Raw genomic sequence first — 22,611 nt, forward strand, 5'->3', positions numbered from 1 at the left:
CGAGGCGCGACATGCGGAGACCCATCCGGCCGGTCCAGCCATCCGAGGCCGCACGAATATGCCTCCCGGCACCTCAAACGCCGACCCGCGCGGACCCGGTCGGCGTATGTTTGGCACGACACATTCCCTGACGGGAGCGGTCCCATGGATCTCAACACCATCAGCGATGTCGTGCGGCGACCACCCGACCGCCCCGGCGCGGACTGGCGCGAGGGCGATGCCTGGCTGGCCGGGGGAACGTGGCTGTTCTCCGTTCCGCAGCCCGAGCTGCGCAGGCTGGTGGACCTCACCGCACTCGGCTGGGATGCCCTCGTGCCGAGCGAGTCCGGCCTGGAGATCGGCGCGACATGCACGGTTAGTGATCTGTATGACCTTGCGCCGCAGAGTGATTGGCGAGCGGGCCCGCTACTGAGGACGAGCTGCGAGGCGTTCCTGGCCTCGTTCAAGGTGTGGAACTCGGCGACGGTGGGCGGCAACATCTGCATGTCGCTGCCCGCGGGCCCGATGATCACGATGACCGTGGCACTCGAGGCGACCTACACGCTGTGGGCGCCCGACGGATCGCAGCGCACCGTCGACGCGGCCGACTTCGTCACCGGCGACCACCGGAATGTGCTGGCGCCAGGCGAGGTCCTGCGCCGCATCGACATCCCGGCCGCCGCGCTGCGCAAACGCCACACCCACCGCCGCTTCACCCTCACCCGGCTGGGGCGCTCCACCCTGTTCATGATCGCCACCCAGACCCCCGGCACCGCCGACCTCGCCCTCACCATCACCGCGGGCACCACGCGCCCGGTGCGTATGGAGTTCGAGACCGTGCCGGACCCCGAGACGATGCGGCGCAGCATCGACGCCCTGCCCGACGACCTGTGGTTCGACGACCCGAACGGCACCCCCGAGCACCGCCACCACCTCGCGCGGCACTTCGCCGAGGAGATCCGCGTCGAGCTCGAGTCGGGAGACCGGTCATGACGTACACGGTGAACGGCAGGACCTTCGACGAGGAGCCGCGGCCCGGCCAGTGCCTGCGGACGCACCTGCGGGAGCTCGGCCACCACGGCGTCAAGAAGGGTTGCGATGCAGGCGATTGCGGCGCCTGCACGGTGTGGCTCGACGGCGATCCGGTGCACAGCTGCATCACCCCCGCGTTCCGGGCAGAGGGCCGCGAGGTGACGACCATCGAGGGCCTCGGCACTCCCGAGGATCTGCACCCGCTGCAACGGCAGTTCCTCGACGCCCCCGGATTCCAGTGCGGCTTCTGCACCGCCGGCATGATCATGACGTCGGCGACCTTCACCGACGCCCAGAAGCAGGATCTGCCCCGCGCACTCAAGGGCAACCTCTGCCGCTGCACTGGCTACCGGTCGATCGAGGACGCCGTGCACGGGGTCACGGGGGTCGAGGACGCGCTCCCCGGTCGCGCCGTCGGCACCAGCGTCGCAGCCCCGGCCGCCACCGACGTGGTGACCGGCCGTGCCGAGTTCACGATGGACACTGAGATCGAGGGGATGCTGCACCTGAAGGTGCTGCACTCGCCGCACGCGCACGCCCGCATCGTCTCGATCGACAAGACCGCCGCGCTCGCGGTGCCCGGCGTGCACCGCGTCTACACCTGGGAAGACGTGCCGCGCAAGCGCTTCACCACCGCGATCCACACCGATCACCTCGTCGATCCCGACGACACCTACATCCTCGACGACACGGTGCGCTTCGTCGGACAGCGCGTGGTCGCGGTGCTGGCCGACACCGTCGGGGCCGCGGAGGAGGGCTGCCGCCGGGTGGTCGTCGAGTACGAGCCGCTGCAGGCGGTGTTCGATCCCGAGGAGGCGATGGCCCACGGTGCGCCCGCGCTGCACGGCTCGCACGACCCGTTCGTGCGGGACCCGGTTCACAACATCCTGCTCGAACTGCACGGGCACGTCGGCGACGTCGAGACCGGGTTGGCCGAGGCCGATGTCGTCCACGAGGGCACCTATTTCTCCCCGCGCGTGCAGCACGCGCACCTGGAGACGCACGGGTCCATTGCGTGGATGGAGGAGGACCGCCTGCACGTGCGGACCAGCTCCCAGTCGCCGTCGATCGCGAAGGTCAAGCTGGCCCACCTGTTCGCGCTGCGCCCCGATCAGCTGCGGGTGTTCTGCATGCGGGTCGGCGGCGGGTTCGGCGGCAAGCAGGAGGTGATCTCCGAGGACCTGGTGGCCCTCGCCACGCTGGACACCGGACGCCCGGTCTGCCTGGAGTTCACCAGGGAGGAGGAGTTCACGACGGCCTCGCCGCGGCACCCGATGAAGCTGACTGTCACCCTCGGCGCGAAGGCCGACGGCACCCTCACCGCGATGAAGATCCGCAACGTCTCCAACACCGGCGCCTACGGCAACCACGGCGGCGAGACGCTGTTCGCGGGCGGGGCCGCCGTCTCGATCTACCGGTGCGCCAACAAGAAATACGACGCGTACTCGGTGTACACCAACACCGTGCCGAGCGGCGCGCTGCGCGGCTACGGCATGACCCAGCCCGCGTTCGCGGTGGAGTCCGCCATGCACGAGCTGGCGGTCGCGCTCGGCATCGACCCCCTCGAGCTGCGCCGCCGCAACATCGTGCGCCCCGGCGACTCCCTCGTCGCCTTCGAGGACGGACCCGACGACGTCGTGTTCGCGGAGGACGGGCTCGGCAAGTGCATCGACCTGGTCGACGAGGCCCTGCGGCGCGGCTGCTCCGATCCGCCTGCCGGCGACGACTGGCTCGTCGGGACCGGCGCCGCGAGCTCACTGCACGAGACCGCTCCCCCGACCGAGCACGTCTCCGAGGCCTGGGTGACCCTCGGCGACGACGGCGTCTACGAGCTCGCCGTCGGCACCGTCGAGTTCGGCGAGGGCACCTCGACCGCGCACGTGCAGATCGCGGCGAACCAACTCGGGACCACGCCGTCGCGGATCCGCCTGGTGCAGTCCGACACCGACCGCACCGGCTTCGACACCGGCGCCTTCGCCAGCGCGGGCCTGTTCGTGTCCGGCAACGCCGTGCTGCGGGCGTCGAACGCCCTGCGCGACCGGATCCTCGCGTTCGCCGCCGCGCACACGGGGGTCGACGTCGCCACCTGCGCCATGGACGACGGCGGCGTCCTCTGCGACGGCGCCCGCGTACCGCTGGCCGTGCTCCAGCTCGCCGCAGGCGCCCGCGGCATCCGGTTCACCGCCGCCCGCAAGGCGTACGGCTCGCCGCGCAGCGTGGTGTCCAACACGCACGGCTTCCGGATCGCCGTGCACCGGGTCACCGGCGAGATCCGCGTCCTGCGCAGCGTGCAGGCCACCGACGCCGGGGTGATCATCAACCCGGCGCAGGTGCGCGGGCAGATCGAGGGCGGCGTCGCGCAGGGCATCGGCTTCGCGTTGACCGAGAACTTCCACGTCGACGGCGCAGGGGCGATGATCAACCCGAACCTGCGCAACTACCGCATCCCCACCTACGCCGACGTGCCCCGCACCGAGGTGCTCCTGGTCGACTCGGCGGACTCGGTCGGGCCGATGCGCGCGAAGGGCATGGCGGAGTGCTGCATCAACCCGGTCGCGCCCGCGCTGGCCAACGCCCTCCAGAACGCGACGGGCGTGCGATTCCGGGCGCTGCCGCTGACACCCGAGCGCATCTACGGCCCGCTGGCCCTGTCGCGGACCCGCGCCCCGTCGGTGCGCCCGTAGGGAGGCGGCCATGGCCCCCGAGGAGCGCACCCGCGACACCGCCACGGTCATCATCGGGCAGCGGGTGCGCCGCGGCTGCGAGTCGGCCTTCAAGGCCTGGCAGGAGGAGATCAACGTCGCCGCCTCGCACTACGCCGGTTTCCTCGGCGCCCAGATCTCGGCACCCACTGCCGTGCAACCCGATTGGGTGGTGGTCTACCGCTTCGACTCTGTCGCCAACGTGCAGGCCTGGGTCAACAGCGCCACCCGCCAGGACTGGCTCGGCCGTGGGCAGCAGTACCTCGACGGCCCCGCGACGCAGCAGGTGATCACCGGCGGATCCCGGCCGACCGATCAGCTCGTGACGGTCGTCGTGACCCACCGCGTGGCACCGGACAGCGTCGACGACTTCCTCGAGTGGCAGAACCGGATGCGGCTGGCGGAATGCAAGTTCGAGGGATTTCGCGGTAGCGAACTGTTCCGCCCCATCGAGGGCATCCAGGACGAGTGGACCGCGCTCTACCGCTACGACAACGCCGCGAACCTCTTCACGTGGCTCACCTCCAACAAGCGGCAACAGCTCCTGGCCGAGGGCGAGAGGTTCCACGAGTTCTCCTCACGCACCGTCGACAACTCCTTCGGCAGCTGGTTCGCCTTCGACGAGAAGGGGAACGAGGCGCCACCACCGTCTGATATCAAGACCTCCATCGCCGTCTGGGTCGGCCTCTACCCCACCGTCGTGCTGCTCGCCCTCGCGCTGTCCCCGCTGAAGATGCCGCTGTGGCTGGGCCTGCTGATCGGAAACCTGTTCTCCAGCTTCGCCATGACCTTCGTGACCATGCCGTACTACGTGAACCGGCTGCTGGGGCGCTGGCTGCGGCCGCCCCCGGACGTACCGGAAACCGGGACGAATCTCCGGGGTATCGCCATCGTCGCGGGGGTCAACACATTCTGGGTGGTCGTGTTCTATCTCGTGACGAGACAGTTCTGGACGCTGCCCTGACAGAGGAGTCACCTTCTACGGAACGGAATCGAGGAACCACGATGAACGCGAGAATGGTGCGAGGCGCGAGCCTGATCCCCATCGCCGCGGCGGCGACACTGTTGCTGGCCGGATGTGGCTCGGACAGCGATGACACCCCCACGACCTCGACGAGCGCCGGGGCCACGTCCATGTCCATGCCCATGTCCACGGGCACAGCGGCGATGGGGGCGGTGACCAAGGAACAGGCGGAGCAGACCGCCCTCGCGACCGTCTCCGGCGGCGTGGTCGTCTCCTCGGAAACCGCTCAGCACGACGGAAAGGCTGTGTGGCACGTCCACATCCGCAACACCCAAGGCTGGGACTACGACGTGGACGTCGACGCCGCAACCGGCACCGTGGTGGATCAAGACCAGGACGATCACGACGACGACCGCACAACCATGCCCGCCTCGCCGAACCCGGCGGTGACGGTGACCAAGGAACAGGCCGAGCAGACCGCCCTCGCGACCGTCCCCGGCGGCACGGTCGTGTCGTCCGAAACCAATCAGCACGACGGCAAGACCGTGTGGCACGTCCACATCCGCAACACCCAAGGCTGGGACTACGACGTGGACGTCGACGCCGCCACCGGCGCTGTCGTGCCCGACAACTGATCCGCGGGGAGCCGAGATGCGCACGCTGGCAGTCACGCAGAACATCACCGTCGACGGCTCGATCGAGATGTTGGGAGAGTGGTTCGATCCCCAGGGTCAGGGCGACGTGGACAACTCTGATCTGCTCGAGGAGTCGCACCGCCAAGACCGTGCGGCCGACGGGTTTCTGGTGGGCAGGCGCACTTTCGAGGACCTACGCGGATACTGGCCGAAGCAGTCCGAGGATGCCACGGGGATCACCGACTACCTCAACCGAGTACAGAAGTACGTCGTCTCCTCGACCATGACCGACCCACAGTGGCAGAACTCGACGGTCCTCGCCGGCGAACCCACCGAGGAGGTCCGCGCGTTGAAGGCGCTGCCGGGCAAGGACATCGTGGTCACCGGCAGCATCATGCTGTGCCACACCCTGATCGAGGCGGGAATCGTCGACGAGTACCGGCTGTTCGTCTACCCGGTTGTGCAGGGCCAGGGCCGCCGGTTGTTCCCCGACGGGTTCGAGATACCGGAGTTGGCACTGCTCGACGCGAAGGCCTTCCGCTGTGGCATCACCTACTCGCGGTACGGCAAGGCCTGACCGGGTTCCCAATCGTCCAAGCCTGCAGCGCCTCGCCGTTCATAGGGTGTGTGCAGGTGAAGCCGGAGGACGGAGCGTGCCATGGACGACGACCTGATCGCGGACGCCGGGGCGGAACTCGTCACGATCTGCGACGACTGGTATGAGGCGATCGTGTCCAACGACGCCGAACGGATCGCCGCCTTCATGGCGGACGACTGGGTGATCGTGTCCGAGTCGGGGATCGCACCGAAAGCGCAGTTCCTCGGCTTTGTCAGGTCGGGCGAGCTGACCCATTCCGCCATGGACCGGGCCAGTGGGGCGCGGGTCCGGATCTACGGTGACACCGCGGTGTTCACGGCGCGGGTGACGAACACCGCGCACTATGCGGGCCAACGGTTCGACGCCGATGAATGGACATCGGACGTGTTCGTCCGGCGCGACGACCGGTGGCTGTGCGTGCTGACCCACATCACGGCGGCTCGTGTGCCGGCCGAGGACGAGCAGTGATGCGGCTCCGGCGTCCTAGCCGCCCGCCGCCGCGACGACGTCGCGGATCGCGTCGACCACCAGCTGCGGCGACTCGTTGTGGATGTTGTGACCGCTGTTCGTCTTCGTGATGTGCTGCGCGCCGGGAAACAGCCGGGCGAGACTGTCCTGCGACGCCAGCTGCGCCCGCCAGAACACCTCCGGGTAGTCGGCGGGCGCGTCGGCGGGCAGGCGGGCGCGGAAGGCGTCCGGGTCGAAGGTGTCCCCGCTGAGCACCACGACCGGCACCTCGGGAACCGGCGGGGCGGCGTGCAGTTGAGGGAAGATCGCGGCGGGGTCGAGCTGCTCGACGTCCGCCCACTGGGCGGTGCGGCGTGCGTTGTCCAGCTCGTTCATCCGCAGGAACACCGAGAACTCGGCGGGGGTCAACTCGCTCTCGAGGAATTCCGACATGCCGTCCACGAGGACCAGACCGGCCGTCTCGTCGGGATGGGTGCCCGCGTACACCCTCGCGATCGGTCCCCCGTACGACCACCCGACGAGGACGTAGGGACCGGGCACCTCCGCCGCGGTCAACAACGCGTGCAGGTCGGCGGTGTCCCGCTCCGGATCGGTCGGCTGCGACACCGGCGTGGACGGGGTGAACTCGTCGCCCGCGCGTGCGGTCCCGGGCCGGTCGTAGGAGCAGACGCGCGTGAACGCGCCGACCTCCGGATACACGGCGGAACCGCTCGGCACCATGTCACCGGACTGATCGGCGACCTCGCGCCAGGTGTCCGCGGCGGCGACGGCGCCGGGCACCAGCACCACCGTCGGGACGTCATCATCGCGAGATCTGGTGCCGCGGCACTCCAGGTACATCTGCCGCCCGCCGCCGATGTCGAACGTCCGGGCGATATCGGCCTGCGGCGTGTCCGCCGTGGGCACCGTGTTGCCCGCGGGGTTCTCCTCCTCGCTGCCACACGCGATCAGCGACGCCGTGACGCCGAGGACGGCCGCCGCGAACCGCAGGGCGGCGATACGCCCGCCCGGAGTGGCGCGCATGATCTCAGCGTGTCACACCGCGAGGTTTTGCGGGAGGGCGTCGCCGGCCCGCACCCCGGGGTGATTGGCCCGGATGTCGACCGCCGCGAGCGCGACCGTTCGATCGATCCGTCGCTGCCTGGTCTCCGGTCGCTTCGCCGTCGCGATCCACTCCAGGATCAGCCGCTTCGAGGACGGCGGAAAGCCCTCGAAGCTGGTGCGGGCCGCCTCGTTGCGGTGCAGCGGTTCCCGCAGATCCTCGGGCAGCGCGGCGCCGTCGTCGGGCACCACCTGCCAGGTCCCGGCGGCCTTGGCGACATCGATCAGGGCCTGGCCGTGCGGGGTCATCTGGCCCAGCTCGATCATGTTCGCCGCGCGTTCCCGGTTCACCCGGCTCCACGTGCTGCGCGGACTGCGGGGGGTGAACCGCAGCCGGGAACTGTCCGCGTCGTGCTTGCGGTGCAGGCCGTCGATCCAGCCGAAGCAGAGGGCCTGCTCGATCGCCTCGTGGTAGCGCGGGCTCGGCGTGCCGCTGTCCTTGTGGTGGATGATCAGCCAGATCTCCTTCTCGGACTGACTGTTTCGTGCCAGCCAGTCTCGCCAGTCGGCGGTGGTGCGCGGGGCGAAGGTGCTGACGTCGGGGGTGCTCACGCCGGTCATCTCACGCCTCCTTCGAGCCGAGGATGTCGAGGTAGTGCTGGTTGTACATGACGCCGAGGATGTTCCCGAACGGATCGACGACAGAGGCGGTGACGAATCCGGGTCCGCGCTCGGTCGGCTTGTCGTGCACGGTGGCGCCCAGTGCCAGCAGCCGCTCGAAGCCGGCCTCGACGTCGTCCACGTGCCAGTAGGTCACCTGGCCACCGGCCTTGTCCGAGCGGTCATGGGGCGCGAACCGGCCGTCGATGATGCCGAGCTCGTGCTGGAAGTCGCCGATGCGGAACTCGACGTAGGCGATCTGCCCGTCGATCTCGCGGGCGAAGTACGGCTCGGTCCCGAGCACCTCGGTGTACCAGTCCTTGGCGGCCGCGACATCGTCGGCGAAGAAGCTGACGGTGGTGAGTCCTCGCAACATGTGGTGGATCCTTCCCTCGTTCGGTTGGTGACAGGAACCATCTTTCCGATCAAAGTGCTCACCAACTGAGCACTTTTACGGGGAAACTGAAAAACATGCGCGCAGACCGACTCGTCGCCACCCTCCTGCTCATGCAGTCCCGCGGCCGGGTGACGGCCGCCGAGCTGGCCGACGAGCTCGAGGTGTCCGTCGCCACCGCCCGACGCGACCTGGAGGCACTGTCCGCGGCGGGCATCCCGGTGTACCCGCAACCCGGGCGCGGGGGCGGCTGGGCGCTCGTCGGCGGCGCCCGCACGGACCTGTCCGGCCTGTCGTCCCACGAGGCGCAGGCCCTGTTCCTGCTCGTCGGCCCTGCCGCGGCGGTGTCGGTCGAGGCCAAGGCCGCGCTCCGCAAGCTCGTGCGTGCACTGCCCCAGACATTTCGGGCCGAGGCCGAGGCCGCCGCGGGCGCCACCATGATCGACCCGACCCGCTGGGGCGAGCGGGATCGCCGCCGACCCGAGTTGGTGGACCAACTGCAGTCCGCCGTGGTCCGCAGGCGCAGGGTCCGGCTGACCTATGTGAACGGCGCCCGCGAACGGAGCGAACGCCTTGTCGACCCGTGGGGCCTGGTCGACAAGGACGACACCTGGTACCTGATCGCCGGGACCGAGCGCGGCAGGCGAACCTTCCGGGTGGACCGGATCGCCGAGGCCGAGACGACCGATCAGCCCACCGACCGGCCCGACGAGTTCGAGCTCGCCGCCGCATGGGAAGAGGTGGTCGGGAAGATGGAAGAGCGACGATCGACCACCTGGGCGACCGTGCTCATCGAGACCCAGTTCGTGCGGATCCTGCGCGACCACTTCGGCAGGCACTGCCACACCGAGGGCGAGGCCGACGACGGCCGCACCCGGGTCCGCCTCGCCGCCCCCACCCCGCTCGACATCGCCCGCAACCTCGCCGGCTGGGGCGCGGACGTCGAGGTGCTCGAGCCGCGGTCGGTGCGGGATGAGTTGGCGCGAATCGGGATCGAACTCGCCGGTCGGTATGCCGGCGGTGCCACACCGACACAAGACGACGAGGGGTAGGCGGCCGGGGCGGTCATGCCTTTCCCCGGTGTCGCGCCCTCGCCTTCGCGCGGGCGATCTGTCGGCGGGCATGTTCAGCGGTGTCACGACGCTGCTTACTCCTGGACTTCCGGGCATCGGCGTTCTCGGAAATGCTCTGCTTGATGGCCTCCTGCGCGACGGTGCTGACGGCCGGCTGGGCTCGTTCCTTCGCGACCTGCCGCGCCAATCGCTTGGGATTGACCGGCCGCGGTGCTGCCTGCCTCTGGTCGACCGGCACCGCGGGTGAGCGGTGCGCGAGGGCGGACAACGCGCCGTAGTCGCGCAGCGAGAACTCGTAGAGTTCTGGGCCGCTGGGTTCGGACCCGAACACGTGACGGGCGACGCGCAGTTCGCCGTTGTCGACGACCTCGAGCAGGCCGACCCAAAATTGTCCGTCGTGGAAGACGGTGAACGTCGTGGAACTCACTTCCAACCTCCAGGTATGCGTAGGCAACCTGGCAGCATCAGGAGTCTTCGACGGCGAAGTGACGAGCACGCCCGAGCCGGGGGCCCGAGGACCCATCGGGACGTGCCATCCGGACTTCCTCCGGACTGTGCAATTCGTGCGACCAGCAATCACGGTGAGCGTATCGCATCTATTAAAAATGCAGGTCAGGACCGATTTATACCGTGATACCTTCGCTGCCGCACCAACGACAGCGGGAGAAATCATGCGCATGACGCTTCACCACATTCCGAATCATCGCCTCGCCTTCGTGCGGGTGACCGGACCGTTCGGACAGGGCAACGCCCAAGCGATCGCCGAGATAAAGCAGTGGGCGTCTCGCCGGGGACTACTCGACGACGGAGCGATCCTGTGTGGAATTCCGAGGGACGATCCCTCGGTGACACCGCCCGACGAGTGCCGCTATGACGCGGCGATCGTCGTGAATGACGATCTCGAACTCGACAGCACGGTCGGCGTTGGCGGCCTCCGCGGCGGGCAGTACGCGGTATTCGATGTGCCGCACACCGCGGAGGGCATGGGTGCGGCATGGTCGAGCATTTTCGAGGAAATCGAAACCCGCGGGCTGGCCGTGGACGGCGAACCGATTTTCGAGATGTACACATCGGCATTGCTCGCGCGCCACCTATGCCAGCTCTGGGTACCGCTGCGGCCGGAACACCCTCACCGGAGCAGGAACTCGATCGCGATCCGCTCGAACGCCTCCTTCGCCTCGACCATCACCCAGTGACCGCAGTTCGGGAACACGTGTAGCTCGGCGTTGGGGATCAGCCGCATCGGCACCATGGGCATGTCCGGCGGGCACTGCCGGTCGTCTCGCCCCCAGGTGAGCAGGGTCGGACACTGCACCTTGTGCATCATCGACCAGTACGGCGGCGCGTCCGACGAGGCCATCAACTGCTGCTGCGCCGCAAACGCTGTGGAGCCGTACATCGCCGCCAGCGTCTCGTGCGACGCCGGGTCGTTGGCGGTCTCCCAGCGCTCCTCCACCCGCTCCTCCGTGATCACCGCGGGGTCGTAGACCATGCACTCGAGCCAGCGAACCAGCCGTTCACGACTCGGACCGTCGGCGAACTCCTGCAGTAGCCGTGTGCCCTCGCTCGGGTTCTGACTGAAGATGTTCGGTCCCACCCCGCCGATGGTGACGAGCTTGCCGACCCGCTCGGGGTGCCTCATCGCCACATTCACGCCGACGACGCCGCCCATCGAATTGCCGATCATCGCGGCCGATCGAATACCGAGGGCGTCCATGAATCGGATCACCGACGAACCCGCGGTGAGCACGGGATGCCCGTCCACCGGATCGCTCACGCCGAACCCGGGGAACTCCAATATGTAGCAATGGAAGTGCCGGGCGAAGACGTCCAGGTTTCCCCGGTAGTTTCGCCAGCCGCTGACTCCGATACCGGAGCCGTGCAACAGGATCAGCGGAGGCCCCTCGCCTGCCTCGTGGTAGCGCAACACCCCCTTACCGGTAGCGACTTCCCTCTTGGTCCCCTCGTAGGTCACATCCATCGCTCGACACTAGAACACATTCTAGTTTCTGTGCTCCTTATTCGACAGATCACACCCCTTCAGTGATTCGCGACACCAACTCCAGGCGTCCGGCCGCCATGCCGGAGACCCGACACCTCCCCCAATAGTCGGCTTCTGCCTGCTGAAACCCGCGACTCGGCCACCAACATGCGGCGCCCCGCGGCCGCAACCAGGAAGGGAACCGATGAGTTCGTTCCCCTTCCGCATGCATGGAACTTGTTCTAGTTTTGGTTCCAGTCAGCCGGCAACTCCTACCGAGACGAGGAAGTCATGGGTCAGGTTCACGAGCGGATCGAGCAGTACGCGGAGGAGATCCGCGCAAACGGTGTCGAGGGCGACAGGCTCATGCGCCTGACCGATGCCTCGGCCAAGCGGCTGCGTGAGTCGGGGGTGATCCGGATGCTGCAGCCGAAGGACCACGGCGGCCTCGAATCGCATCCGCGGGAGTTCGCCGAGACCGCGATGGCGATCGGCGCGATGGACGGCGCCACCGGCTGGGTCAGCGGCATCGTCGGCGTACACCCGTGGGAGCTGGCGTTCTTCGACCCGAAGGCCCAGGAAGAGGTGTGGGGTGAGGACCCCGACACCTGGATGGCCTCGCCGTATGCGCCCATGGGCGTCGCGGTCCCGACGGACGGCGGCTACGTCCTCAACGGCCGCTGGTCGTTCTCCTCGGGTACCGATCACTGTCAGTGGGTGATGATCGGCGCGATGGTCGGAAACCGGGACGGCAAGCCGCAGATGCCGCCGAAGATCCTGCACGTGCTGCTGCCGCGCAGCGACTACGACATCGACCAGGACAGCTGGGACGTCGTCGGTCTGCGCGGCACCGGCAGCAAGGACCTGATCGTCAAGGATGCGTTCATCCCGACGCACCGGACCCTGGAGGCGGCGAAGGTCTTCGACGGCACCGCGCCGAAGGAAGCCGGCCGCACCCAGACGCTGTACAACTTCCCGTTCTCGTGCATCTTCCCGCTGGGCATCACCTCCTCGCTGATCGGCATCGCCGAGGGCGCGCTGGCCTGCCACCTCGACGCGCAGCGCGCGCGGGTCACGGTGTCCGGCACGGCGATCAAGGACGATCCGTACGTGCTGTTCGCGATCGGCGAGGCCGCCGCGGAGATCGCCGCGTCGCGGGCGGCGATCCTCGAGACGGTGGACCGGTTCTGGGACCTCACCGACCAGGGCAAGGAGGTCACCTTCGAGCAGCGCGCGATCGGTCGCCGGACCCAGACCGCCGCCGCGTGGCGGGCGGTGCGGGCGGTCGACGAGATCTTCGCGCGGTCAGGCGGCGGTGCGCTACAGATGAAGACGCCGATGCAGCGCTTCTGGCGGGACGCACACGCCGGCCTCTCGCACGCCATTCACGTGCCCGGCTCGATCTTCCATTCGTCGGCGCTGACGCAGCTCGGCGGTGAGCCGCAGGGCGCGCACCGCGCGATGATCTGACGGGGTCGAACACACGCGGGCGCCCCGCGAGCCGGTCGGCTCGCGGGGCGCCGTGCCGTGATCAGGCGAGGTCGAACCGGTCCAGGTTCATCACCTTGTCCCACGCGGAGATGAAGTCCGCCACGAACTTCGGCTGCGCGTCGTCGCTCGCGTAGACCTCGGCGAGCGCGCGCAACTGCGAGTTCGAACCGAAGACCAGGTCGACGACGGTGGCCGTCCACTTGACCTCATCCGTGCCGCGAGCGCGGCCCTCGTAGACGTTCTCGGACTCGGCCGATGCCTTCCACTCCGTGCCCATGTCGAGCAGGTTCACGAAGAAGTCGGTGGTCAACATCTCCGGCCGGTCGGTGAGGACACCGTGCGCGGACTGCCCGACATTGGCGTTCAGTGCGCGCATCCCACCGATGAGGACCGTCATCTCGGGAGCGGTCAGTGTCAGCAGATTTGCCTTGTCCAGCAACAGCCGCTCGGCGGGCAGCTTCTCCCCGGCGCGCAGGTAGTTGCGGAACCCGTCGGCCCTTGGCTCGAGAGCCTCGAAGGCCTCCACGTCGGTCTGCTCCTGGGCGGCGTCGGTGCGGCCCGGCGTGAACGGAACCGTGACGTCCTGCCCGGCATTCTTCGCGGCCTGCTCGACCGCCGCACCACCCGCCAGCACGATCAGGTCGGCCAGCGAGATCCTCTTGCCGTCGGACCTCCCACCGTTGAAGTCGCCCCGGATCCGCTCGAGCGTCTGCAGCACCTCGGCCAGGCCTGCCGGATTGTTGGACTCCCAGTCCTTCTGCGGCGCAAGCCGAATCCGCGCCCCGTTGGCCCCGCCGCGGTTGTCGGTGCCGCGGAAGGAGGCAGCCGACGCCCATGCCGCACCGACCAGCCGGGGAATGGACAGACCCGACCCCAGGACCGTGGCCTTGAGCGCGGCGATCTCGTCCGGCCCGACCAGATCGTGATCGACGTCGGGGACGGGGTCCTGCCACAACTGGGGCTCCGCAACCCATGGGCCGAGATAGCGCGAGACGGGCCCCATGTCGCGATGCAGCAGTTTGTACCAGGCCTTGGCGAACTCCTCGGCGAGTTCCTCGGGGTGGTCCAGCCAGCGCCGGGTGATCGGCCCGTAGACCGGGTCGAGGCGCAGCGAGAGGTCCGTCGTCAGCATCACCGGGCTGTGGGACTTCGACGGATCGTGCGCGTCGCGGACGGTGCCCGCCCCGGCGCCGTCCTTGGGAATGTACTGCCACGCCCCTGCCGGGCTCTTGGCCTTCTCCCACTCGTAGCCGTACAGGGTCTCGAGGAAGCTGTTGTCCCACCTGGTCGGGGTGGGCGTCCAGGTGCCCTCGAGGCCGCTGGTGATCGCGTCCCCACCGACGCCGGTGCCGAAGGAGCTCTTCCAGCCGAGGCCCTGCTGCTCGATCGGCGCGGCCTCCGGCTCGGGCCCGACGAGGTCGGCCGGTCCCGCGCCGTGGGTCTTGCCGACGGTGTGGCCGCCGACGATCAGTGCGGCGGTCTCGACGTCGTTCATCGCCATTCGGCGGAAGGTCTCACGGATGTCGACGGCCGCGGCGAGCGGGTCCGGGTTTCCGTTGGGCCCTTCCGGATTCACGTAGATCAGGCCCATCTGCACGGCGCCGAAGGGACCGGTGAGCTCCCGGTCGCCGGTGTAACGCTCGTCGCCGAGCCAGGTGTCCTCCGGCCCCCAGAACACCTCGTCGGGCTCCCAGATGTCCTCGCGGCCGAAGCCGAAGCCGAACGTCTCGAACCCCATCGATTCGTAGGCACAGTTGCCGGCGAACACCAGCAGATCCGCCCAGGAGATCTTCCGGCCGTACTTCTGCTTGACCGGCCAGAGCAACCGCCGTGCCTTGTCGAGGCTCGCGTTGTCCGGCCAACTGTTGAGGGGAGCGAAGCGTTGGGCGCCCTCGCCCCCACCGCCACGGCCGTCCGCGATGCGGTAGGTGCCCGCCGCGTGCCAGCTCATCCGGATGAACAACGGCCCGTAGTGTCCGAAATCGGCAGGCCACCAGTCCTGCGACGCCGTCATCAACTCGATGACGTCCCGTTTCAGCGCGTCCACGTCGAGCGTCGCGAACTCTGCCGCATAGTCGAAGTCCTCGCCCATGGGGTCGGACAGCGGCGAGTGCTGATGGAGAACCTGCAGGTCCAGCTGATTCGGCCACCAGTCCCGGTTGGTCCTGGGCCGGTGCTCCTGCGGGCTCGGGGAGCCGATTACCGGGCATTCGCTTTCACTGTTGGACACGACGGTCCTTCCTTCCAGGAGTGGGTGAATCGGACTGCGATCGCGAACCTGGTCGCGAAATCTGTGCTGCCGAACAGTCGGGGCACGATCCCCAGTAGGTGACCTCGGCCTCGTCGACGACGAAACCGCTGTCGTCGGGCGCGGTCAGGCAGGGGGCCGCGCCGACCGCACAGTCGACGTCGGCGATGACCCCGCACGTACGGCAGACGAAGTGGTGATGGTTGTCGCCGACGCGGGCCTCGTACCGCACGGCGGTGCCCGCCGGCTGGATCCGCCGCACCAGGCCCGCATCGCTGAGTGCCTGCAGCACGTCGTACACGGTTTGGCGGGAGACCTCGGGCAGGACGGCGCGCACGGCGCGGTAGATCGTCTTCGTGTCGGCGTGCGGGTGCTTGTGCACAGCCTCGAGCACCGTGGCCCGGGGGCGGGTCACGCGAAGCTCTGCCGTGCGCAAATGCGCTGCGTATTCCCTCGCGGAGGGCACCTCAATACAATGGCGCATCGTTCTGGACTCGGTCAAGAGTTTTCGGGGTCGATCGCGGAACTACCGTCCGCCCAGCGGAACCGCGCCCGCGGCGGGCAGTGGGGGAAGCGCCCCCAGCGGCGCGGGCGTCAGCGTCGTCGACTGCGGGTCCGCCCGGCCAAGCCCGAACTTGCGGACCTCGGATCCCGTCGCACCGACGCCGCTGACGAGCAGGTCCGCGCCGGTGGTGGTGCTCGTGGTGGCCACCTGCACCCCGCCGCCCGCGAACGGCTCGAACGAGGCGATCTGCCGGAAATCCACTGGGCCCGAGTGGTGATCCGGGCTGTCGAGGTACATCCCGGGCGCGCCGTCGAGCCGCGAGCCGCTCGACCACACCCGCACCGTGCCCGGCCCGCCCGCCATGCCGGTCACGATGCTCTTCGCGCCGCCCTCGGCACCGGCCACCCAGCCCGTCGAGAGCGAGACGCCGTCGCGGTAGCCCTCGTCGAAGGCCAGGAACTCCGACGTCATCGTCGGCTCGTCGGTACCGCCACCGCTCGCGCCCGTGCCGCCGTGCCCGCCGTGGCCGCTCTTCGACGCCGCCGCGACCGCGGTCGGCTCGAACAGGTCGTAGCGGAAGGTCTTCACCCGCGGCGCCTCCCCCGGGCCCGGCGCAGTCACGATGCTGGCCCGGCCCGAGGCGGTGTCCACCAGCCCCGTCGCGACCGACACCCCCGCCTCGGACCCCGGGTACGGGGTGAAGCTCGAGAACACCTCCGGTGCCTCGCCCTTCCCGTTGGGCAGCGTCGAGGAGAACACCTTGATCTGTGTCTCCACGCCCGGGCCGGTGCCCACGATGATGTTGTCGGCCAAGGCGTTTCCATCGATGTCGACGCCCGCGACGTTGACCCCGCCGCGGAACCCGGAATCGAACGGGGCGAACCGGGTCAGCTCGGCACTGAACGCGCCGTCGGCGCGGTCGGCTCCGTCGTAGGCCACCACCTCCGGCTCGCGGCCCGCACCGGTACCGACGACGAGGTCGAGCACCATGTCGCCGTTCACGTCGGCCATCGCCACCGTCGGGGTGCCCTCGAACGACGGGAACGGCGTGACGGCGGCGATCACCCTGTCACCGGTGCCGTCGTGGACCCGCACCGTCGCGGGTGTGCCGGGCGACCCCGGCACCGCGACCGCGTACGTCGACACCTCCGGGATCACGCTGACGAGCGCCATCAGCCCGTTGTCCTCGTGATTGAGACGATGGCAGTGGATCACGAAGGTGCCGGTGTACTCGGTGAACTTGGTCCGCAGTGTCACCGAGGCCGGCTCGAGCGCCTGTTCGTTCTCGTCGGTCACCGGCGCGGGCACGTTCACGTTGTCCATGCCCCACGGCTGCACGCCGGTCCTGGTGCCCGCGACCGGATCCACGACCTCCATCACCTGAAAGTCGTTGACGTGGATGTGCATCGGATGTTCGTCGTTGTTCAGGTTGGTGATCGTCCACTCCTCCACCGAGTTCAGCCGTGGCTGGAGCAGGGGGATGTTCGGGAAGGTGTTGTCGTCGAACTCGTAGGTGAAGGCCTTCGGATCGCTCTTGCTGGCCTTGTCGTTGCCGAAGCCGCCCGAGACCGTCAGCGTCCGTTTCACGTCCGGCGTCATCACCGAGGTGTCCACGAAAGACGTGTATGTGTCGAGGTTCTGGCCGGGCTCGAAGGCCGTCGTCTGTCCCTGCCCGCCGCCGGGGGTCGCGTGCAGCAGCGTCTGGGTGGGGAAGGTGAAGAAGCCGTCGGCGTAGCTGATCACCGATGGGTCCACCGTCACCGTGCCCAGCACCGCGGGCGGGTTCTCGGTGCCGTCGTTGGTGTAGAGCACGCCCGGGTTCGTGACCGGCTTCGCACCCTCCAGCGGCGGGATGTCGAGGACGAGGTCGCCGGTCTTCGGCATCGTCACCGCGATCGCGAACCGTGAGCCGGGCGGTACGACGAGCCGGGTGCCGTCGCCGCCGACCGGCGGCTCCACCCGGGTGAAGGGGTTGCCGTCCTGCCCGACGATCGCGAATTTCGGATGGTTTCCGGTGGCCGTCTCGGTGAGCCGAAGCGGCATGTAGGCGATGTCGCTGATGTTCGCCAGCACCCAGATCTCCGTCTGACCCGGCGCGAGTTTCAGCTCCGGCTGGAACTGCCCGTTGATCGTGAACTGGACGTCGCGCTGGTTGTCCGGCAGCGACGGGTCCGCCGGGACGGTCACCGTGTCGCTGGTGAAGGTCTGCAGGTTGCCGGGTATGAACTGGTTCTGCCCACGATGGTTGGCCGGGGACAGCGGCCCGGTGTACCAGTTGGTGATGTACCGGGAGCCCTTCGTCGTCTCGTCGAAGTTCACCGGGGCCAGGCTCGGCCGGTAGGTGCCGTCGGCGAGTTGCGCTCCTTCCGGAGGCTTCAAGGTGCTCACCCATTGCGACCAGTACGCGTTGTTCAGCTGGCGGCCGCTGCCCTTGCGGTCGACGACGAAGTTGTACTGCAACGCCATGTCGCGGATCGGGATCTCGTTCTGCGTCACCAACGGCAGGTTTCCGTCCGGCCGCCCGATCTCCAGCAGACCCGCGAGCCCCAGGTACGTCTGCTGCGCGGTGAGGGTGTGGCGATGGCTGTGGTACCAGTACATTCCGTTGGGCATGTCCTCCGGGACCGCGTAGTCGTAGCGGTTGCCCATCCCGGCGGGGATGTCGAGCAGCACGTTGTCGGCGTTGCCGTCGGGGCTCACGTGCAGCCCGTGGGTGTGCAGGTTCAGCGGCGCGGACGCCAGCGCCTGCGGATAGATCGGCACGTCGCCGCCCGCCGGGGTGAAGGCCGGGTCGTTGAAGTCCTCGATCGTCAGGCCCCGCAGGTCGTTGTCGTAGTGGATGATCAGGCGCTCGCCCGGATCGACCCGCAACGTCGGCGCCGGGTACACGTCCTGGCCCTCGGTCGAGCCGTCCGAGGCCGTCCCCCGGATGACCTCATACCCGAACAGCAGGAAATTCGAGACCGGCCCCGAGGCCGTGTCGAGGGCGACCGTGCCCTGGTGGGCCGACAGCCGCACCTCGAGCACGCCGTCCTCGCTCGACAGCTTGACCGGCTCCCGGTATCTGGCGGGGGCACCATCGGGGCCTGCGTTGACGCCAGGCTCCCCCGTCGTCGAGAAGCACGAGGTGAGGACCAGCGCCATGGCGACCGCGGCGCACGCGACGACGGCGATCGGCCTTCGACGATTCGCGACCATCTCGCTGCCCCGTTCCGTGAACGAATACGGGCACCGGCGCTCCAGCGTCAGCGCCTCAAAAGCCTAGTTCGCCGCCGCGGCGGTCGCACACGAAACTGCGCTCGGCCCGTGCGCGGCCCCCGCGGCGGGAAACCCGATAGCGTGGACGGCATGAGCACCTCGGAGATCGCCACGGTTCTCGCGTGGCACGACGCACTGAACGATTCCGACATCGACACCCTCCTCGCGTTGTCCAGCGACGACGTCGAGGTGGGCGGCCCGCAGGGTGCCGGACAGGGTCTCACAGCGTTGCGTGAGTGGGCCTCCAGCGCGAGCCTGACCCTGACCCCGGGCCGCATGTTCGTGCACGAGGGCGTCGTCGTGGTCGAGGAGGAGGCCAGCTGGGCCTCGAAGCCCGACGAGAAGTCGACCGTCGCCACCGCCTTCCGAGTGGTGCACGACCAGGTGACCTCGATCTTCCGGCACAACGACCTCGAAGCAGCTTTTGCGGCAACGGATCTGAGCGAAGCGGACGCGGTGTCCTGACGTGGCGAGGGGGCGCCTGCGCGACGCACTCACCTCGCTGAACCGGCTGATCGGTGAAGAGCGGGCGGTGGTCGACGACCAGACATCGGCCCCCGCGCCGCTCCAGCCGATCGACCTGACCGACGACGCCAAGGTCGCCGAGGTCCTCGACATCGCCCTCCGATCCGGCGAGGTGCTGCTCGCGTCCGGCACCTCCGCGATGGACACCACCGCGCAGGTCCAGTTCGTCGCCGCGAGCTACGGGCTCGCGCGCTGCGACGTCGACGTCACCTACAACGCGATCCGCATCAGCGCACACCGCGGGCCGACGATGCCGCCCGCGGCCACCATGCGGATCGTGCACTACCGGGCACTGGACTTCACCCGGCTCGCCGCGGTCGACCGGCTCACCCGCCGGCTGCGGACCGAGGCGGTCAGCCCGGACGACGCGCACGACGAGCTGACCCGGATCACCCGCGCGCCACATCCCTACAACCGCTGGACCGCGACGCTGGCGTGGGCGTCGATGGCCGCGTCCGCCTCGGTGCTGCTCGGCGGCGGCCTGCTGGTGGCGATCGTCAGCTTCCTCACCACCATGGTCATCGACCGGGTCAACCGCAGGCTGAACGCCATCGGGCTCCCGTTCTTCTTCCAGCACGTGGTGGGCGGACTGATCGCCGCCGCGCCTGCCAGCCTGCTCTATACCTTCAGCGACCAGCTGGGCATCACCATCCGGCCGTCACTGATCATCGCGGCCGGGGTGATCGTGCTGCTGTCGGGGCTGTCGCTTGTCGGCTCGGTGCAGGACGCGATCACCGGCGCACCGATCACCGCCGTCGCGCGGTTCTTCGAGGTCCTCATGATGACCGGCGGCATCATCGCGGGCGTCGCGATCTCGCTGCGCATCGCGGGCGCCCTCGGTTCGACGCTGCCGGTGCTGACCACCGTCGCTCCGCCCGCCCTGGCCCAGATCCCGGTTCAGGTGGTCGCGGGCGCGTTCACCTCGCTGTTCTTCGCGGTGGCCTGCTACGCGGAGCGGCGGGCGCTGCCCGTCGCCGGCATCGGCGGCGCAGCCGGCATTCTCGTCTACGCCCTGGCGCTGAGCGTGAGCATCGGCCCGGTCATCGCCTCGGCCATCGCCGCGACCGTTGTCGGCTCGGTCGGCGGCATCCTGGCCCGCCGGGCGCTGACCCCGCCGCAGGTGATCGCGGTCGCGGGCATCACCCCGCTGTTGCCGGGTCTCGCCCTCTACCGCGGCCTGTACGCCCTGCTCAACAACGAGTTGCTGGACGGCTTCAGCGCGCTGCTGTCGGCGTTCGGCATCGGATGTGCGCTCGCCGCGGGGGTCACGCTCGGCGAGTGGATCGCCCGGACCATGCGGCGGCCGCGGATCCTGCGCCGCACCGGAACGCTGAAACGCCCGACCCTGAGCCGACGGCGGTCGGGTCAGAATCGGGCGTCGTAGTCAGTGCGCCGGCGCCGGTGGCGCCGGGTTGTCAGCTCTGGTTCCCGCGCTCGGCAGCGTCGCGTTCCATGGCCTCACGCAGGCTCTTCGGGCGCATGTCGGTCCAGTTGGCCTCGACGTACTCGACGCACGCCTGGCGGCTGTCCTCACCGAACACCACACGCCACCCCTGCGGGACGTCCGAGAACGTCGGCCACAGCGAATGCTGGTCCTCGTCGTTGACGAGCACGTAGAAACGGCCGTCTTCGTCGTCAAAGGGATTGGTGCTCATCTGGCCTCGCTTGTCGCAAATTCGTTCATCGGTGTTTCCAGCGCTGAGGTTTCCGTCCCAGCGGACACCTCGACCCTATCAAGATCGCCGTGGTCGGGACGATTATCCAGCACAGAATTCAGGATCTCACCGGCGCGAACGGCGACATTGGACAGCAGCGACGAGGTGAGGCCGTGCGTCTTCTCGGTGCCGCCCTGGAGGTAGATGCCACCCCGGACGTTCTCGGGGGTGACCAGCCGGTAGTCGCGGTCCACCTCGGTGGCCACCCCGCCCTCGGGGGCCAGGTCGCCGATGAGGTTGCTCAGCGGGGTGGGGGTGAACCCGGTGGCAAGCACCAGCGCGTCGCACATCAGCGAGTCGGTCAGGCCATCGAGGCTGCTGCGCACGCTCACCTCGATGCCCTCCTCGGTCTCGACCACGCCGTCGATCTCCGAGGCCCGGCGCATGAACAGGCGCCGCTGGCCGCGCACCAGTTCCTGGTATTCGGTGGTGTACAGCTCGTTGATCAGCTCGATGTCGACCACCGAGTAGTTGGTGCTCTTGTGCAGGGTCAGGATCCGCTCGCGCTCGGTGCTGTCGGCACCGTGCAACTCGTCGACGGCGCCGGGGTCGAAGATGCGGTTGGCGTACGGGCTGTCGTCGGCCGGGCTGTAGCCGTAGCGCGAGAAGACGCTGTGCACCTCGGCCTTCGGGTAGTTGCGGTGCAGGTACTGGACCACCTCGGCCGCGCTCTGGCCTGCTCCGAGCACCACGAAGCGCTGGTGCCGCAGCTCGGGCAGCTCGTCGATCCGGAACAGGAACTGATGGTTGTGGAAGCAGCGCGCCGACGGCGTCGCCCACTCCGGGATCCGCTCGCGCAGCCCGGCCCCGACGATCAGGTTCCGCGTCCGCAGGACCTGCCCGTCGGCCGTCTCGACCTCGAACTCGTCCACCGCCCCATCCGCGGCGGGCAGGCCGCGAACGCCGGTGACGGCGGTGCCGTATCGCACGTCGGCGTCGACCCGGCCTGCCGCCCACTGCAGGTAGTCGTTGAATTCGTGCCGGGTCGGGAAGAAGGTCTGGTGGTTGACGAAGTCGACCAGCCTGCCCTTGTCGAACAGGTAGGAGAAGAAGCTGAACGAGCTGGCCGGGTTCCGGAAGGTCACCAGGTCCTTCGGGAACGCGATCTGCATGGTCGCACCGTCCAGCAGCATGCCGGGGTGCCAGCGGAAGCGGTCCTGCTTCTCCAGGAAGTGCGCCCGGATCCGGTCGCCGGGGGCGCAGCTCGCGTTGTGCTCCTCGATGGCGATGGCCAGCGCCAGGTTGGACGGCCCGAAGCCGACACCGACCAGGTCGTAGGTCGGCGACTGGTCGCGGTCAGCGGCCGAGAGAGTCGTATCCATGACGGTCATCCATCCTCGCC

General features: G+C 68.8%; 21 protein-coding genes. 11 read left to right on the top strand and 10 right to left on the bottom strand.

The features are described 5' to 3' along the window. Positions 1-144: 144 nt before the first annotated feature. From FCG67_RS15980 to FCG67_RS16005, 6 genes are all read left to right on the top strand, one after another. Complete coding sequence (locus FCG67_RS15980; RefSeq protein WP_136910715.1) at positions 145-972, top strand: FAD binding domain-containing protein; 828 nt, start codon at positions 145-147, stop codon at positions 970-972. Then, entirely contained in the window at positions 969-3,695 is a 2,727-nt protein-coding gene (locus FCG67_RS15985) for a molybdopterin-dependent oxidoreductase (protein ID WP_136910716.1), read from the top strand. The genes FCG67_RS15980 and FCG67_RS15985 overlap by 4 nt, the downstream gene beginning before the upstream one ends. A 10-nt stretch (positions 3,696-3,705) precedes the next feature. Continuing rightward, the gene (locus FCG67_RS15990) at positions 3,706-4,677 is read left to right on the top strand and encodes an antibiotic biosynthesis monooxygenase (RefSeq protein ID WP_136910717.1); all 972 of its coding nucleotides are present in this window, start codon (positions 3,706-3,708) and stop codon (positions 4,675-4,677) included. Positions 4,678-4,718: 41 nt separating this feature from the next. Further along, on the top strand, positions 4,719-5,312 hold the full coding sequence (locus tag FCG67_RS15995) for a PepSY domain-containing protein (protein ID WP_136910718.1): 594 nt from the start codon (positions 4,719-4,721) through the stop codon (positions 5,310-5,312). Between the two features lie 16 nt (positions 5,313-5,328). Then, positions 5,329-5,889 carry a dihydrofolate reductase family protein gene (locus tag FCG67_RS16000; protein WP_136910719.1) on the top strand — a complete coding sequence of 187 codons (561 nt, stop codon included), beginning with the start codon at positions 5,329-5,331 and terminating at the stop codon, positions 5,887-5,889. A gap of 81 nt (positions 5,890-5,970) precedes the next feature. After that, positions 5,971-6,378, top strand: coding sequence for a nuclear transport factor 2 family protein (locus FCG67_RS16005; RefSeq protein ID WP_136910720.1), 408 nt, complete (start codon positions 5,971-5,973; stop codon positions 6,376-6,378). 15 nt (positions 6,379-6,393) lie between these two features. Here FCG67_RS16005 and FCG67_RS16010 read toward each other — a convergent pair whose 3' ends face one another. The 3 genes from FCG67_RS16010 to FCG67_RS16020 are packed head-to-tail and all read right to left on the bottom strand — an operon-like array spanning position 6,394 to position 8,455. Next, positions 6,394-7,401 (bottom strand): alpha/beta fold hydrolase, encoded by a 1,008-nt coding sequence (locus FCG67_RS16010; RefSeq protein ID WP_136910721.1) that lies wholly within the window; start codon positions 7,399-7,401, stop codon positions 6,394-6,396. Positions 7,402-7,413: 12 nt separating this feature from the next. Continuing rightward, positions 7,414-8,040 (bottom strand): YdeI/OmpD-associated family protein, encoded by a 627-nt coding sequence (locus tag FCG67_RS16015; RefSeq protein WP_246045107.1) that lies wholly within the window; start codon positions 8,038-8,040, stop codon positions 7,414-7,416. 1 nt (position 8,041) lies between these two features. Beyond that, positions 8,042-8,455 (bottom strand): VOC family protein, encoded by a 414-nt coding sequence (locus tag FCG67_RS16020; RefSeq protein WP_136910722.1) that lies wholly within the window; start codon positions 8,453-8,455, stop codon positions 8,042-8,044. A gap of 95 nt (positions 8,456-8,550) precedes the next feature. Between FCG67_RS16020 and FCG67_RS16025 the strand changes: the two genes are divergently transcribed. Continuing rightward, positions 8,551-9,525: a helix-turn-helix transcriptional regulator gene (locus tag FCG67_RS16025; RefSeq protein ID WP_136910723.1), complete on the top strand. Its 975-nt coding sequence runs from the start codon at positions 8,551-8,553 to the stop codon at positions 9,523-9,525. 13 nt (positions 9,526-9,538) lie between these two features. On the opposite strand, the gene FCG67_RS25045 is transcribed toward FCG67_RS16025, so the two are convergent. After that, entirely contained in the window at positions 9,539-9,973 is a 435-nt protein-coding gene (locus tag FCG67_RS25045; RefSeq protein WP_169310546.1) for a YjdF family protein, read from the bottom strand. Positions 9,974-10,217: 244 nt separating this feature from the next. Here FCG67_RS25045 and FCG67_RS16035 point away from each other — a divergent pair, with 244 nt between their 5' ends. Then, positions 10,218-10,742, top strand: coding sequence for an AraC family transcriptional regulator (locus FCG67_RS16035; RefSeq protein ID WP_169310547.1), 525 nt, complete (start codon positions 10,218-10,220; stop codon positions 10,740-10,742). Here the strand turns inward: FCG67_RS16035 and FCG67_RS16040 are convergent. Further along, a complete protein-coding gene (locus FCG67_RS16040; RefSeq protein ID WP_136910726.1) occupies positions 10,676-11,527 on the bottom strand; it encodes an alpha/beta fold hydrolase in 852 nt (283 codons plus the stop codon). The genes FCG67_RS16035 and FCG67_RS16040 overlap by 67 nt on opposite strands. Before the next feature lie 291 nt (positions 11,528-11,818). Between FCG67_RS16040 and FCG67_RS16045 the strand changes: the two genes are divergently transcribed. Beyond that, a complete protein-coding gene (locus FCG67_RS16045) occupies positions 11,819-12,997 on the top strand; it encodes an acyl-CoA dehydrogenase family protein (protein ID WP_136910727.1) in 1,179 nt (392 codons plus the stop codon). Positions 12,998-13,058: 61 nt separating this feature from the next. Here FCG67_RS16045 and katG read toward each other — a convergent pair whose 3' ends face one another. From katG to FCG67_RS16060, 3 genes are read right to left on the bottom strand one after another with little or no spacing between them, the layout of a single operon-like run. After that, positions 13,059-15,248: a catalase/peroxidase HPI gene (gene katG / locus FCG67_RS16050; RefSeq protein WP_136910728.1), complete on the bottom strand. Its 2,190-nt coding sequence runs from the start codon at positions 15,246-15,248 to the stop codon at positions 13,059-13,061. Further along, on the bottom strand, positions 15,235-15,750 hold the full coding sequence (locus FCG67_RS16055) for a Fur family transcriptional regulator (protein ID WP_136910729.1): 516 nt from the start codon (positions 15,748-15,750) through the stop codon (positions 15,235-15,237). The genes katG and FCG67_RS16055 overlap by 14 nt, the downstream gene beginning before the upstream one ends. Before the next feature lie 42 nt (positions 15,751-15,792). After that, positions 15,793-18,969: a multicopper oxidase family protein gene (locus tag FCG67_RS16060; RefSeq protein WP_136910730.1), complete on the bottom strand. Its 3,177-nt coding sequence runs from the start codon at positions 18,967-18,969 to the stop codon at positions 15,793-15,795. A gap of 150 nt (positions 18,970-19,119) precedes the next feature. Here FCG67_RS16060 and FCG67_RS16065 point away from each other — a divergent pair, with 150 nt between their 5' ends. Beyond that, positions 19,120-19,494, top strand: a complete 375-nt coding sequence (locus FCG67_RS16065; RefSeq protein ID WP_136910731.1) for a nuclear transport factor 2 family protein — start codon at positions 19,120-19,122, stop codon at positions 19,492-19,494. A gap of 1 nt (position 19,495) precedes the next feature. Next, complete coding sequence (locus FCG67_RS16070) at positions 19,496-20,938, top strand: threonine/serine exporter family protein (RefSeq protein ID WP_246045108.1); 1,443 nt, start codon at positions 19,496-19,498, stop codon at positions 20,936-20,938. 31 nt (positions 20,939-20,969) lie between these two features. On the opposite strand, the gene FCG67_RS16075 is transcribed toward FCG67_RS16070, so the two are convergent. Beyond that, entirely contained in the window at positions 20,970-21,209 is a 240-nt protein-coding gene (locus FCG67_RS16075) for an MbtH family protein (RefSeq protein WP_027503481.1), read from the bottom strand. Continuing rightward, positions 21,206-22,600: a lysine N(6)-hydroxylase/L-ornithine N(5)-oxygenase family protein gene (locus FCG67_RS16080; RefSeq protein WP_136910732.1), complete on the bottom strand. Its 1,395-nt coding sequence runs from the start codon at positions 22,598-22,600 to the stop codon at positions 21,206-21,208. Before FCG67_RS16080 ends, FCG67_RS16075 begins: the two co-directional genes overlap by 4 nt. Positions 22,601-22,611: the final 11 nt, after the last annotated feature.

It is taken from the genome of Rhodococcus oryzae, from assembly GCF_005049235.1.
GTDB lineage: Bacteria > Actinomycetota > Actinomycetes > Mycobacteriales > Mycobacteriaceae > Rhodococcus_G > Rhodococcus_G oryzae.